A 13,254-nucleotide genomic window follows, 5' to 3' on the forward strand; every position below is an offset into this window, starting at 1 on the left:
TCTCCAGCGACCCGACGCCCAGATCCTCCAGAGTGCTATCGAGGGGAACCGCCCCGCGGCCCAACACCGCCGCGACGATCAACGCGACCTTTTCGACGGTGCCGCGGTTACCGTTTGGCGACGCCGGCAGCTGCGCTGGTTCGGCGGCTACCGCCGCGGCAAGGGCGCGTCGATCGGCCTTGCCGTTGCCGGTCAACGGAATCGAATCGACGAAATGAAAGCGTCCGGGAAGCATGTGGGTGGGCAGTTGCGTGCGCAGGTAGGCATCCAACGCGCTGGATTCGGCAGCGGTCGGGTCGATGGAGACGACGTGAGCCACCAGCCGACGCCGACCGTGACCGTGATTGTCGGCGGTGACGACACAGGACTGTACGTCGGGGTGCCGACAAAGGACCGCCTCGATCTCGCGGGACTCCACGCGGCGGCCGTCAATTTGGATCTGCCCGTCGAAACGGCCCACGAACTCGATGTTGCCATCGGGCAACCAACGACCGAAGTCCCCGGTGCGGCAAAGCGTTTCATTGGTCTGCGGGTGGCGGACGAATTTGGCGGCGGTGAGCTGCGGGTCGCCGAGGTACCCGGAGGACGTTCCGGCACCGGCGCTGCACAGTTCGCCGACTACCCAGTCGGGGCGGTCGCGAAGGGCTTCGTCCATCACGTAGTAGTGAGTGTTAGCGATCGGGGTGCCGTAGGGGATACTTGTGCGGCCCGGCGACTCCTCGCCGATCCGGTATCTGATGTTCCACAGCGTTGTTTCGGTGGGCCCGCCGACACTGACTATTTCGGCCTTGGTCGCCCGGCGCCGGACCCGAGCGGGTAGATCGATCGGGATCCAGTCTCCGCCGAGGAATACCAGCCGCAGCGATTCGGGAAGGGCATCGTCGACGGCGTCGGCGCGCTCGATGAGCATCTGCATAGTCGCCGGGACTGAATTCCAGATGCTGACCCGGTGACGGGTTACCAGATCGATCCACGCCGCGGGCTCACGGCGAAACCCCGGGGGCACGATGACGATCGCGCCGCCGGCCGCGAACAGGCCGAAGATGTCGTAAGCCGACATGTCATGGTGCAAGTCGGTGACGGCCAACACCCGATCATCGTCTCCGATCCCAAAAGTGCGATTGGTATCCAGTACCGCGTTGACCAACCCGCGGTGGTGAATTCGAACTCCTTTGGGTGTGCCCGTGGAGCCCGACGTGTAAAGCAGGCAACACAGGTCATCCGGCGAGAACCTCGACGAGGAGGGTGCTGCGGGCATCGCGGCCAGGTCCATGGCGTCCACCGCGACGATCCGTGGACCAGCCGGCCATGCGATGCGTTGGTGCAGCCGGCCCTGGGTCAGCACCACGGTGGCGCGGCAGTCGCGGAGCAGCAGCGCCAGCCGCGCAGCCGGGACCTCCGGTGAAAGCGGAACGTAGCCCGCGCCGCACATCAAAATGGCTAGTATGGAAACTGCTTGTTCCCAGCCCTTTTCGGTCACAACGGCGACTAGGTCGCCGGGTTGGGTGCCCTGGGCCTGAAGCCAACCCGCTAACGCCGATGCTTTGTGATTGACATCGCCGTAGGTAAACGATCGGGCTCCGCAGATCACTGCCACGCGGTCAGGGTCGCGCTGGCATTGCCGCGTGAACAGATCCTCGATTCTTAGGTCTGGAATCGGAATCGTTGTCGAGTTGATCTGACTCCGAAGGCGTCGTTGCCGGTCTGGGACCAGGTTGAACTGTTTGGTTCGGTTCCATGTCGACTCATCGACGGCCAACTGATCCAGCAGGTTCTGATAGGCGGCGAACATGTCCTCGACGACGCCTGGCGCAAAGAAGTCATCCACCGCGTCCCAATGAAACGCGAGCCCGCCATCGCGCAGAAATGACTGGTTGTCAAGACAAACCTGCGGCGTCTGCGATACGCCGCAGATCGGCTCTCCCAGCCAATCGAAGACCGACAGCTCGCGAAGGACGGGCGTAAACACCACTGGCACTTTCGCCTCGGCCGGTGAAATCGCTTTGTTGCGAGCGAACTCCCGGAGCACCTGTATCCCCCCGACTTCCCTATGGTCGAGGTCGTCGAACAGTTGGTCGCGTAGCCGCTGGGTGCGTTGGGCGAACGACCCCGACGGCGACCAATCGATGCCGGCGGGCATGAAGTCTGAGAACGGACCGATGAGGTTCTCACTCCCGGCACCTGGAAGTCCTTGTCGCATCGTGACGCTGACGGTGAAGCGTGGGTCTTCCGCCCAGGTGGCCAGGACTTCCGCGTAGGCGCCCAGCAACGCCGTCGACGGTGTGATCCCGGCTTTGGCCGCTAGCGCGGTGAATGATTGCCACTTGTCGCGAGTCAGCGAACCGCTGTGGCGGACGAACCGCGGCGAGGTGGACGTGTCCCGGTGTGGTGATGTCGGCAGGCACGGCGCGTAGGGTAGGTCCGCGACCCGGTCTCGCCAATACGACAGTGCCCGTTGGTATCGAGGCGAGTCCCTCAGCGCGGCGCGGGCCTCGATGGGCGCCCGGTAACCAGCCTCGGGTGGCAGCTCGGCGTTGGGATCACGGTAGAGCCGCCCCCACTCCTCGACGATCACTAACAGCGAAGCTGCATCGATGGCCAGTAGGTCGGCGCTGAGTTGCACACGCAGAACGTCGCCGTCAAGACGGTGGGCACGCACCTCAAACATCGGCCAGTTATCAAGCGGAAAAACGTGGTGGGACAGTTCCCTTCGTGACGCTTCGAGCGCGGTGGCCAACTCGACCGCTGTGAGCCCTCGTAAGTCCCGCACCGCGAGATACCAGGGCGGACAACGGCGTTCGACCCGCTGGGTCGCGTGCGAGGACACCACCACCCGGAGCGCATCGTGATGGCCGATGAGGCGGCGCCAGGCCGACTCCATCCGGGCGGTGTCCAATCCATGGCCCTCAAGTTCGAGGTACACGTGGGCTCCGACATTACCCAGTTCGAAGTCGCTGCTACGACCGAGGCAGTAGGCCTCCTGCAGGTCAGTCAACGCAAAGTCGGCAGCTTCCGCATCGGCGGCCACCGTCACCGGCTCGACGTTGTCATGGTTGGGGATCGCGAGCTGTCGACTGAGCTCTCGCACGCTGGACTCGCCGAGCAAGTCTCGCAGTGGAACCTCGATCGCGTTGCTGAGTAGCAGAGTCTCCTTGATCTGTAGTGCCCGCAGGGAATCAAGTCCGAGCCTGTTGAGCGGGATATCGAGGTCGAGCAGGTCAGGGCGCATGGCCAGAGCGCCGGCGACCAGGTGCCGAAGTTCGCTGAGTACGGGCGGATCTTGCCCGTCGTCGGCGCGGTCGCGCGGGGCGGCCGCGCCGCCATCGCCGGCAGCGCCGTCCCGAGGGAGCAGGGCCTGTTCAGAGGACCAAACGATCGGTAGTTCGTTGGCCAGATACATTGCGCGGCAGCGGCTGTGTTGAACTTTGCCGCTCGAAGTCTTCGGGATCGTGCGCGCCGGGATGAAGACGAGGCGGACCGGGTGCCCGCAGGTCTCGCCGATGCTGCGGCCCACCGCGGCCGCCACATCTTCGGCCGTGTCAGGCTCGCTGATCTCGTTGACCAGCACGATAGACGGATCGTCCGGATCGCCCACGGTGAAGGCCGCGCCGCAGCCGGGCCTCAACCGCCGGTCGGCCGCTTGGGCTGACCATTCGATGTCGTGGGGATAGAGGTTGCGACCGCGGACGATGAGAACGTCTTTGAGGCGCCCGGTCACGTACAGCTGTCCGCCGAGCAGGAACCCGAGATCTCCGGTCCGAAGGAACGGGCCCGACCCATCGTCGAGATGGGTGTGGAAGATGGATCGGGTCTCTTCGGGCCGTCCCCAATAGCCGCGTGTGACGTTGGGTCCGTTGACCCAGATCTCTCCGACCTGGCCGTCGGTGCGTTCACTGCAGGTCTCGGGATCGACGATTGCGACTCGCTCGCCCGGCCGCGCGGTGCCGCACGACACCAGCGACACCGTGTCGGGGCCACGCTCAGGGGCGCGTACCGCTGCGCCTCGCTGCAGCGCGGACTCGCGGACGTGCAGTTCCTGCGGCTTGACGCGCGCCCGGGCGCCAGTGACCATCAGAGTGGTCTCTGCGAGGCCGTAGCAGGGATAAAACGACTCGGGCCGAAAACCGCACTGGGCGAACGTCTCGGCAAAACGCCTCAGCCCCGCGGCGCGGATCGGTTCCGCGGTCACGCAGGCGACGCGCCAGTCGCGCAGATCGAGCGTCTCCAGGTCTGCCGCGGTCGCCTTGCGGGCGGCCAGTTCGTATCCGAACGGCGGTGAACCGGAGCCGAATGCGTGATAGTCCGCGATCGCTTTGAGCCAGCGGATCGGCTTGGCCAGGAAATCCAGCGGTGACATCAGTACGCATTCACCGCCGTTGTAGAGGGTTTGGAACAGGCTGCCGATCAAACCCATGTCGTGATAGGCCGGAAGCCAGCTGACGATGGTGGGTTCCTCGGGGAGGCGCATCCCCGCCTTGAGCCACTGAAGGTTTGAAAGCAGATTGGCGTGTGTGACCATCACACCGCGGGGTACCCGTGTCGACCCAGAGGTGTACTGCAACATCGCCACCTGGCCGGGATCGGTGTGTCCGGGGCACCACTCGGCTGCCTCGACGCCGGCACCGCCGCCGATGTCGAGGACCGCCGGTCGGGTGGCGTCGCCATCGCCGCGCAACAGGTCGGCCAGAGAGGCGTCGGTGAGCACGCATGATGGTTGCGAGTCGTCCACGACCCCCGCCAGCCGCAGGGCAGTAGCACCGTCCAGCGGGGGTGCGACGGGAACAGCGATCACCCCGGCGTACACGCAGCCGAAGAATGCGACAAGGAAGTCCGCCCCCGGCGGGTAAACCAACACCGCCCGATCACCCGGGGCGGCGACCGAGGTGAGGCGACTCGCAAAACTACGGGCCCTGAGATCAAGCTGCTCGTAGGTCAGACGGTCCTGCTCTTCCTCGCCATCGGCCAGGTATCGCAGGCACGGTTTGCCGGCGAGCCGGTTCGCGCGGACTTGCAGCAGCTCGACGAGTGTAGCTACTTGAGGCACCGCATCGACTACGGTCATCCACTATCTCCTTGTCCACTGGCGCCTTGGGTCTGTCCAACCCGGTATCAAATAGCCGTTTTTGTCGTCCGGACCGCCTCAGATGAACGCCGCACGTCCCTCCACGAGCCGCGCGGGACGGGTGCGGCGGCATATGGAGCGGCGACCGGAATTTCCTTGCAACAACGAATGCTGGTAATCGCCGGAGCAGCTGTCAACAGTCACCGGGCCGGCGACACAGCGCAGGCCCCGGCGACGCCGACGAGTTATCCCTGTGTTGCACAGCCAAATTGCGGCCGCTGTTGTCGCGGCAACGCTTCACACGCGCGGCGCCGTGCAACCGATGATTTGGCGCATTTGCACAGCCCTACGACCGGTGGGCACGTCTTCGCACAGCGACGACCCGAAGAGCGAGAGCGCGATTGCCGCGCTGAAATGCCCGCGGGAGCTCAGATTCGTCAATAGGAGGTGGACCGGCGTGTGACCACCGAGTGCTTCCTCGACCAATACCGCCACGAGATTTAAGCTGGCCCAGTCAGATTCACCCCGCGAGCCTCGTTGGGTGACGCGAAGATGACGCCTGTTCGCAGGGGCACTCAACGGGTTTGGAAGGAATGCGTTCGTCATGAACATGATCACGATCGAAGAAGTCGCGGCGCTGGTGAAGCGAGCGATCCGAGGCAAACACGCCAACCAGATCGTCATCGATGAAAGCACCAATCTCGGTGACCTCGGTTTGTCGAGCCTGCAGATTGCCGAGATCGTTTTTTCGTTGGAGGACACTCGAGGGGTCGAGTTCGATCCCGCACGTGCCGCCGACGCCAAGACCGTCGGCCAGCTGATCGCAGTGGGCAACACCGCTTTACAGGAGCGGTCAGCCCAGGTAGCGCTTTAGACGAAAGGAATTCGACATGGACGGACGGGAACACTACGGCTTTATTCTGCTCTCCTCGGTCTTACCGCTCCTCGGCGTCGCTGTCGCGGCGGTGCTGTTGTGGAACCGCGGAATCGGGGTGTCGGACGTCGTCGCTTTCGTGATCATGTACGTGATCGCGGGTCTTGGTGTCTCGACGGGGTATCACCGTTTGCTGGCACATCGGTCCTTCAAGACGTACCGGCCGGTGAAAATCTTTTTGGCCTCCGCGGGCGCGATCGCCGGGCAAGGGCCCGCATTGACATGGACGGCCCACCACCGCCGCCATCACCGCTTGGCCGACAAGCCCGGGGACCCGCACAGCCCCTACGTCGGCCCGGAGCCGAGTATCCGCGGCGGCCTCAAGGGATTGTGGCATGCACATCTTGGCTGGTTGTTTGACACCGCCCTGGCCTCTGACCCGATCCGCTATTGCCCTGACCTGGCTCGGGACAAGGACATTCGCTTCATCTCGCGATACTTCACCGCCTTTGTCCTGTGGGGCGTCGTCATGCCCGGCTTAATCGGGTTCGCGATCGTCCACACCTGGCAGGCGTTCGCAACGGCGGCGGTGTGGGGCGGGCTGGTGCGATTCTTCGTCGGCAATCACGTCACCTACGCGATCAACTCGATCGGCCACTACCTCGGGCGCCGCCGTTTCGAGACACCCGACGAATCCCGCAACGTTGGCTGGCTTTCGATTCTGTCGTTCGGCGAATCCTGGCACAACAATCACCACGCGTTCCCGAAGGCCGCCTTTCACGGGTTTCGTTGGTGGGAAATTGATCTGAGCGCCTTGGTCATTCGTGCGCTCGAAGCTGTGGGGCTGGCGTGGGATGTGGTTCGAATCTCGCCAGAACGCATTCAGCAGCGCGCCGACGGGCTCAGCCGAGTGGGCGGTGGCAGAACCGCGCCGTCCTCACCCCAGCGACCGCTCGCTGAACTGCGCTATGCCACAGCCGGCGCGGGGGTTGCCGATGTCGAATGATTCGCGGCCTCGCGGGCTATGGGATCGGCTGACCGGGGCGGATTCACACCAGTCGTCGCTGCACTGCTGGACAGGAAGCAATTACGATGCGACACCCTGGTCGCAGGTGGTCCGCGACAGCGAGCACACAACCGCTGGCTTGCGCAGACTCGGTGTGCGGCCCGGGACACGTGTGGCCGCAGTGCTGACCAACGGTCCGCACGTTGTGCGGGGGCTGTTGGGTGTTTGGCTGGCGGGCGGCGCAATGGCTTCCCTACCGGCTCCGGCGCGGGGCATGGATGTCAATGAATACGCGGCGCAACTTCTTGCCATCTGCGATCAGCTCGATCCCGTGGTCGTGTTGATCGACGCGCCGACGCTGGCCGGCATCCCGCACACGTTGCAGAGCCGGTTGCGCTTCCGCACCTGGGAGTCGGTCATTGGCAGTGGGCGCATTGCACCTGAGCCGCCCGACGACGACGCGTTGGCGTTCATCCAGTATTCGTCGGGCAGCACCGGCTTCCCCAAGGGCTGCATGCTGACGCCGAGCGCCATCGCCGCCCAAATCGACATCATCGCCGCCATGATCGATCCACGAGCGGGGCGCGACGTCGCGGTGACGTGGATGCCGTTGTCGCATGACATGGGGTTGTTCGGCACCTTGCTGACGACCTGGTGCAGTGACATCGAGTACTTCATGTCCACTCCACAACGCTTCGTCACAGCGCCAGGAGGCTGGTTTTCCGAACTCGCACAGTTCGGCGGAACATTGAGCGCCGGGACCAACACGAGCCTGTATCTGGCGGCCCGGTCGGCCGCGCGCTCGTCGAGGATGCCACGCGACGGGCTCAGCAAGATCCGCAACTGCATTATCGGTGCCGAGCGCATCGACTGGGCGACGTTGACGTATGCCACGGACTCGCTCAAGAAGTTCGGACTTCGGCCCGAGGCCTTCATGCCTGCCTATGGCCTGGCCGAGGCCACCTTGGCAGTGACCGCACTGCCGTCCGACGAGCGCCCGCGACGTCTCATCGTCGACGCCGGCTCGCTGGGCGCGCGCCAGCTGTGTGAAGCCGCCGCCGACGACCCGCTCGCCGTATCGATCGTGAGCACCGGACCGCCGTGTGTCGGTGTGTCCCTTCCGGGCGCCCGCGCCGATGCCGTCACCGAAGTCGCCGTTCGTTCACCGAGCCTTGCATCCGGCTACTGGGCCGACCCCTTGGCCACCGAACGCAAATTCCGCGACGGTACGGTGCGGACGGGAGACCTCGGGTTCGTACGCGATAACGAGCTCTACCTCGTCGGGCGGGCAGACGACGTATTGTCGATCGCCGGCAGAAAGGTCTATGCCCACGAAGTCGAAAACTCGATAGAACGCGTCGAAGGACTGCGACGTGGCTGCTCGACGTTGATCTCGCGAACGGAGGGAGCCGCTCAGCGAATCTCGCTGTTCCTCGAGCCGCGTTGTGCCGCAGAGGATTATCGACGAATCGCCGAGGCGGCGGCCTCGGCCGCCATGGCGAAAGCGGCGGTCGCGATTGACGAGTGCGTCATCCTGGATCGAGGAGCCCTCCCCAAAACGCCGAGCGGCAAGATCCAGCGCCATCGCTGCCAATTGTTGTTCGAGACGGGTCAGCTGGAGCCACTGGCCACGGTGCGGTTCACCTGAACACGATTGACATTACGGACATGTCGAAGCGAACCGTACTGGTGACCGGTGTGAGCGGCGTCGTTGGGCGCGCCGTCGCCGCGGAGCTGGACGACGAATATGTCATCGGGCTGACGCACCGGGACCACGACGTGGCTGGCGTCGATGAAACGGTCGGGGGCGATCTGTGTTCCGACCGCCTGGGACTTGACGACCGGGCATGGCATGAACTCGCCGAGCGCGTCGACGTCATCGTGCACAGCGCCGCCCTGACAACATGGGGGCTGCCACCCGAGCGATATGACGCCATCAATGTGGCGGGCACGCGACGCGTGGCCGAACTGGCATGCGCAGCGGACGCGCCAGTGCATATGATCAGCAGTTGTTTTGTGCGCGCCGTGGAAAGCCCCTGCGCGGGTTTGCATCCCAACAACGTGGTCACCCCGTACCTGCGATCTAAGTGGCGGGCGGAAAAGATCGTCGCGGGCTCGCCGGTGCCCAGTTCGGTTTATCGGGCGACCAATGTCATCGGGGATTCGACGACGGGGGCGTCGAGCCGGCCGCAGATCGTGCAGCAGATCTCCGACTGGTTTTGCCGGGGCAAGGCGCCCTACCTTCCGGCCCATCCGGGCAACCGGCTCGACGTCGTACCACTGGACGTGGCCGCCAAAGCCGTCGCACATGCCGTGCGCACCGAGACCTTGGGCAAGCTGCTGTGGCTAACCTACGGCGACGAAGCGATGACAATCGAGCAGGCCCAACGCATTTTGATCGAGCATGCTCGGGAGGTGGGCCGCCTGGCCGGCGGCGTGGCGATCGTGAACCCGGATGGACCGCTACCAATACCGCTCGAGAAGATTCCCGGCATATCTCGCCGATTTCTGCGGGTCTTGATCGATGTCAGCGAGGTCACGCGCGCATGCGGGGGTGTCCTTCCGACTTCGCTGCCTTTCCTACGGGACCGGCTGGGCGTGCCGAACGTCCGTGACACGGAGGCTCTTCGACTTAGTTTGCGCTATTGGGCGGCTCGGCGCCTGGAAGCTGCGCAGGTCCATGCCGCGACTGCCCCCCGACTTGACCCGCGCCCGATGGCGGCATCAAGTGTCGCTTCGAACACATCGTCGGCTACCTATAGAGGAGGTCTGGCATGACGCAAACCCCAACCTATGAGGGTGCCTCCCCGGCGGCGATCCAACATCACTACGACGTCGGCAACGATTTCTATGCCCTGTGGCTGGACCCGACGTTGTGCTACTCGAGCGCGCTGTGGGACGGCGACAACGACACGCTGCTGGCCGCGCAGACCCGCAAACTCGACTTCATCGCCGCGGGAGCACGCGCTCGACAAGCCCACCGTGTCCTCGATATCGGATGCGGTTGGGGCGCGTTACTGCGACGACTCATCGACAACTACGGGGTGCAGCAGGCGGTGGGACTGACGCTCAGCGAGGCGCAAGCGAGCCACATCGGCCGCGACGAGCACGACCGGATCGACGTCCGCGTCCAGAACTGGATCGATCACCGCCCCGAGACCACCTACGACGCGATCGTTTCCGTCGGCGCGTTCGAACACTTCGCCGATATGGGCATGAGCCGCACGCAACGGGTGGAAGCCTATCGTGAGTTCTTCGCCCGCTGCGCGGATTGGCTGCCTCTGGGCGGCCGTCTTGCGTTGGAAACAACGATTAAAGGCAACAACACGCGGATGAGCCGCAGCACGGTGCGCGACCTGTTGTTCATCATCGATCGCATTTTTCCCGAATCGGAGATCCCGTGGCTGTCGGAGATCATCGAAGCCAGTGAGCGGCGATTCGAACTGGTCGAAATTCGCAACAGCCCGCACGACTACGCGCGCACCTGCCGGGAATGGCACCGGCGGCTTCTTGCGAACCGTGACCGGGCGACCGACCTTGCCGGGCCGGAGGTCTTTGTCGACTACGGACGCTACCTCGACGCATCGGCCGACGCCTTCGACAAGCGTCACCTTGGCCTGGCGTGGCTGATTCTCGAGAGGATCTGACACCGTTATGACCACTGCCAGCTCCACCGACCGGTCCAAAGTGGGTGCGTCAAGTGACGCGTTGGCTCGACACGAAATCTATTGGCGCGAAACAGAGTCCGTTAGTCCCGGCCCGCCGCTGCGACAGGACGTGCACTGCGATATCTGCGTGATCGGCGGTGGCTACACCGGGCTGTGGACCGCGCACTTTCTTAAGCTCGCCGACCCGGCCCTCGATATCCACATCGTCGAAGCCGACTACGCGGGGTCGGGCGCGTCGGGGCACAACGACGGCTTCGTTACCCCGACGATCGGGCACAACCTCAGCACACTGGTGCACCGATTCGGCGCTGAGCAAGCCAAGCTCGCCTATGCGGTGGTCGGGCGCTCCATTCTCGAGCTCGGCCGCTTTTGCCGCAAATACGGGGTGGACGCCGATTACGACACCAGCGGCTACCTTCAGGTGGCCACCAACAAGGCTCAGGTCGCCCTACTGAGACGCGACCTGCGGATCGCCGAGCGGCTGGATTCGGCCACACAGCCGGAGCTCGTCGAAGGCGCCCGGCTGAAGAGCACGATCGACTCCCCCAACATCGTGGCCGCCGTCAAGGGCGGCGGGGCGCTGGTCAACCCGCACCGGCTCGTGCGCGGACTGGCTCGAGTGGTGCGCGAGCAGGGCGTGCACATCCACGAACAGACTCCTGCCACGGCACTGCATACAGCATCGGGCGGCCACCGTGTGACGACACCACACGGCCGTGTTACCGCGTCGAAATTGGTATTGGCGACCAATGCCTATCAACACTTGTTCGAGCGGTTTCGCAACAAGGTGGTACCGGTGTGGAGTTATGCCGCTGTCACAGAGCCGCTTTCGGACGAGCAGCTCAGCCGGGTCAGCTGGCCCGGCAGAGAGGGCTTCGTCGAAGCGATGGATCTCATTGTGTTCGGCCGGCTGACCGCCGAAAACCGGCTGTTGATCGGCGGCGGACCCGTGAGTTACCACTACCGGCGCGATATGGACGTGGCGCGCCACATTGACAACCCGGCAGCGACACGTGTTTTGCGCGGTGTGCTCAACCGGTACTTTCCGTCCTGGGGGGATGTGAGATTCAGCCACACCTACGGTGGCTGCGTGGCGATGACCCGACGCTTCGTTCCCCATGTCGGCAACCTTGGCGACGATGTCTTTTATGGATACGGCTACTGCGGCAATGGGATTGCGCTGACGCATACCACTGGGAAGGTGTTGCGAGACCTCATTCTCGGGCGCGAGTCGACTTACACTCGCCTGTTGTTTGTCAACGGAAACGAACGGCGGGTCCCGCCCGAGCCGTTCATGTACCTGGGGGCCAAGGGGTTGTCAGCGTTGCTGGCCCTACAGGACCGGTATCCGGCGTTCGCAATGAAGGGATTGACATGAAATACCGTGTGGTGCAGTGGAGTACAGGGAACGTTGGCCGGCGCGCGCTGCGCTCCATCATTGCCAGACCCGAACTCGACCTGGTCGGCGTCTGGGTTTCCAGTGAGGCAAAGGCAGGCAAAGACGCCGGCGAACTCGCCGGTCTGGACCACGAGGTGGGGGTGGCCGCCACAACGGACGCCGAGGCGCTGCTGGCGCTTCGACCCGACTGCATTGTGCACACCGCGATGGCCGATGACCGCCTGATGGAAGCCATCGAGGATTTGAAACGCTTTTTGACCGCGGGGATCAACGTCGTCTCGTGCAGTCCCACCTTCTTGCAGTATCCGCACGGAACACTCCCCGCCGAGGTGGTCGACCCGATCGTGCAGGCCGCGACGTCCGGTCAGGCCACGCTGTGGGTCAATGGCATCGACCCCGGCTGGGCCAACGACTGGCTCCCGCTGTTGGTGAGCAGCGCCTGCGAACGCATCGACCAGATCGTGTGCTCCGAGGTGATGGACTACTCGACCTTTGACAACCCCACGATCCTTTTCAAGGTGATGGGCTTCGGCGGCCCCCTTGACGAGTTGCCGCTGCTGTTGCAGCCCGGCGTGCTGACCCTCGCATGGGGCGGCGTAATCCGGCAGCTCGCCGACGGCCTGAACGTCGATCTCGACACCGTCACCGAGAATTTCGAACGGCTACCGACACCGGAGTCGTTCGACTTCCACGGCCACACGATTTCCCGCGGAACCGCGGCGGCACTTCGGTTCCGCGTCGAGGGCATCAAAGGCGGGCGCGCGGTAATCGTTCTGGAACATGTCACCCGACTGCGACCCGACCTCGCGCCGGACTGGCCTCAACCGACCGGACAGGGCTGCTATCGGGTCGATGTGAAGGGTGTCCCCGACTATTCGGTCAACGTGCAGGTGGCCACGTCCGGTGACCATGCCGACGGGGTGCTGGTCGGCACGGCCGCCCGGCTGGTCAGCGCCGTGCCCACCGTGGTGCAGGCCAAGCCGGGATTGCTGACCGCGCTTGATCTGCCGCTGGTCGCCGGACGTGGGATCGTGTCGGCGTAGGGGCGGGGTTGCTGACGGCATGGCCTCAGCACAATCCAAGCTTTTGCGAGCGTCGTTCAACCGAGCCCTGGCGGCCGAGCCCCTGTGCAAAGCAGCCGGTTTCGGGTCCCAGCTGTGGTAGGCAGCGGCTTTGCGGATCGAAGCCCACACCTCGGGTCGCGGCGTCGGGCACACCGTCGACCGCATGGTCACTTCACACATG

General features: G+C 64.4%; 8 protein-coding genes. 7 read left to right on the forward strand and 1 reads right to left on the reverse strand.

What is annotated here, in order from left to right; all coding sequences use genetic code 11:
* A partial coding sequence (locus tag A5787_RS13610; RefSeq protein WP_156763931.1) for a non-ribosomal peptide synthetase occupies positions 1–5,062 on the reverse strand: 5,062 nt, incomplete at its 3' end.
* Between the two features lie 604 nt (positions 5,063–5,666).
* Here A5787_RS13610 and A5787_RS13615 point away from each other — a divergent pair.
* Genes A5787_RS13615 through A5787_RS13645 form a run of 7 tightly spaced genes read left to right on the forward strand, consistent with a single transcriptional unit; the run spans position 5,667 to position 13,052 of the window.
* The gene (locus A5787_RS13615; RefSeq protein WP_082977209.1) at positions 5,667–5,936 is read left to right on the forward strand and encodes an acyl carrier protein; all 270 of its coding nucleotides are present in this window, start codon (positions 5,667–5,669) and stop codon (positions 5,934–5,936) included.
* Between the two features lie 16 nt (positions 5,937–5,952).
* Positions 5,953–6,942, forward strand: coding sequence for an acyl-CoA desaturase (locus A5787_RS13620; RefSeq protein ID WP_066967424.1), 990 nt, complete (start codon positions 5,953–5,955; stop codon positions 6,940–6,942).
* Positions 6,932–8,590 carry an AMP-binding protein gene (locus tag A5787_RS13625; protein ID WP_066967485.1) on the forward strand — a complete coding sequence of 553 codons (1,659 nt, stop codon included), beginning with the start codon at positions 6,932–6,934 and terminating at the stop codon, positions 8,588–8,590. Before A5787_RS13620 ends, A5787_RS13625 begins: the two co-directional genes overlap by 11 nt.
* 20 nt (positions 8,591–8,610) lie before the next feature.
* Positions 8,611–9,720, forward strand: a complete 1,110-nt coding sequence (locus A5787_RS13630; RefSeq protein ID WP_066967427.1) for an SDR family oxidoreductase — start codon at positions 8,611–8,613, stop codon at positions 9,718–9,720.
* Positions 9,717–10,589 (forward strand): cyclopropane-fatty-acyl-phospholipid synthase family protein, encoded by an 873-nt coding sequence (locus A5787_RS13635; RefSeq protein WP_066967430.1) that lies wholly within the window; start codon positions 9,717–9,719, stop codon positions 10,587–10,589. The genes A5787_RS13630 and A5787_RS13635 overlap by 4 nt, the downstream gene beginning before the upstream one ends.
* A gap of 7 nt (positions 10,590–10,596) precedes the next feature.
* On the forward strand, positions 10,597–11,988 hold the full coding sequence (locus tag A5787_RS13640) for an FAD-binding oxidoreductase (RefSeq protein WP_066967432.1): 1,392 nt from the start codon (positions 10,597–10,599) through the stop codon (positions 11,986–11,988).
* Complete coding sequence (locus A5787_RS13645) at positions 11,985–13,052, forward strand: diacylglycerol kinase (protein WP_066967435.1); 1,068 nt, start codon at positions 11,985–11,987, stop codon at positions 13,050–13,052. The genes A5787_RS13640 and A5787_RS13645 overlap by 4 nt, the downstream gene beginning before the upstream one ends.
* Positions 13,053–13,254 lie beyond the last annotated feature (202 nt).

The sequence above is a fragment of the Mycobacterium sp. 852002-50816_SCH5313054-b genome, from assembly GCF_001667185.1.
GTDB lineage: Bacteria > Actinomycetota > Actinomycetes > Mycobacteriales > Mycobacteriaceae > Mycobacterium.

Excerpts from the sequence above, each read along its gene's own strand:
- A5787_RS13615 (WP_082977209.1), top strand. The coding sequence starts at position 5,667 with ATGAACATGATCACGATCGAAGAAGTCGCGGCGCTGGTGAAGCGAGCG.
- A5787_RS13620 (WP_066967424.1), top strand. The coding sequence starts at position 5,953 with ATGGACGGACGGGAACACTACGGCTTTATTCTGCTCTCCTCGGTCTTA.
- A5787_RS13625 (WP_066967485.1), top strand. The coding sequence starts at position 6,932 with ATGTCGAATGATTCGCGGCCTCGCGGGCTATGGGATCGGCTGACCGGG.
- A5787_RS13630 (WP_066967427.1), top strand. The coding sequence starts at position 8,611 with ATGTCGAAGCGAACCGTACTGGTGACCGGTGTGAGCGGCGTCGTTGGG.
- A5787_RS13635 (WP_066967430.1), top strand. The coding sequence starts at position 9,717 with ATGACGCAAACCCCAACCTATGAGGGTGCCTCCCCGGCGGCGATCCAA.
- A5787_RS13640 (WP_066967432.1), top strand. The coding sequence starts at position 10,597 with ATGACCACTGCCAGCTCCACCGACCGGTCCAAAGTGGGTGCGTCAAGT.
- A5787_RS13645 (WP_066967435.1), top strand. The coding sequence starts at position 11,985 with ATGAAATACCGTGTGGTGCAGTGGAGTACAGGGAACGTTGGCCGGCGC.